Annotated in this window: 1 protein-coding gene; it reads right to left on the bottom strand. The window is 48.0% G+C overall.

From position 1 onward, the window contains the following. A partial coding sequence (locus ACFQZR_RS28990; RefSeq protein ID WP_379351763.1) for a phytanoyl-CoA dioxygenase family protein occupies nucleotides 1-510 on the bottom strand: 510 nt, incomplete at both ends.

Below are 510 nucleotides of genomic sequence, written 5' to 3'. Positions count from 1 at the left end.
GCTCGTATCTATACCCTCAGTCTCCTCCGTCCACGATTCATGCTCCTCCAAGTTTTTGACGGCGCCGTGCGGCAGTAAGCCAAGCTTGTGGGTGCCCGGAATGACCCATAAACATCCGTTCTCTTCATCAACCAAATCCTCCATCGCGGTCCATGCGGCAATCATCGTCATCGGATCGTTCTTAATGTAGTAATAATCCTGATGCGATGCCTGTCCGGGAGCTCCTGGTTCTTTATAGAAATACATGCTTTGAACACATACGGCCTCTTTGCCCATCAATTGGGCCAGACCGCCGCGGATTACTGGAAGCTTCATCAATTGACGAGAGAAACTATCATTCTTGTGGGGATTGAACAGCCGCACAGCATATTTCTTGCTTTCTTCGCATGCCGCCCATTCCGGCATTGGTGACTGGTTGCGGATATCATAGATGTGTCCATTAAAGGCATCTGCTAAATCGCTGGAACAACCTCGCTTGAGTAATATATATCCATTTTCTCTGAAAAAATC

It is taken from the genome of Paenibacillus sp. GCM10027629 (assembly GCF_042676425.1).
Taxonomy (GTDB): domain Bacteria; phylum Bacillota; class Bacilli; order Paenibacillales; family Paenibacillaceae; genus Paenibacillus_K; species Paenibacillus_K terrigena.
This window is presented reverse-complemented; position numbering and strand designations above follow the sequence as displayed.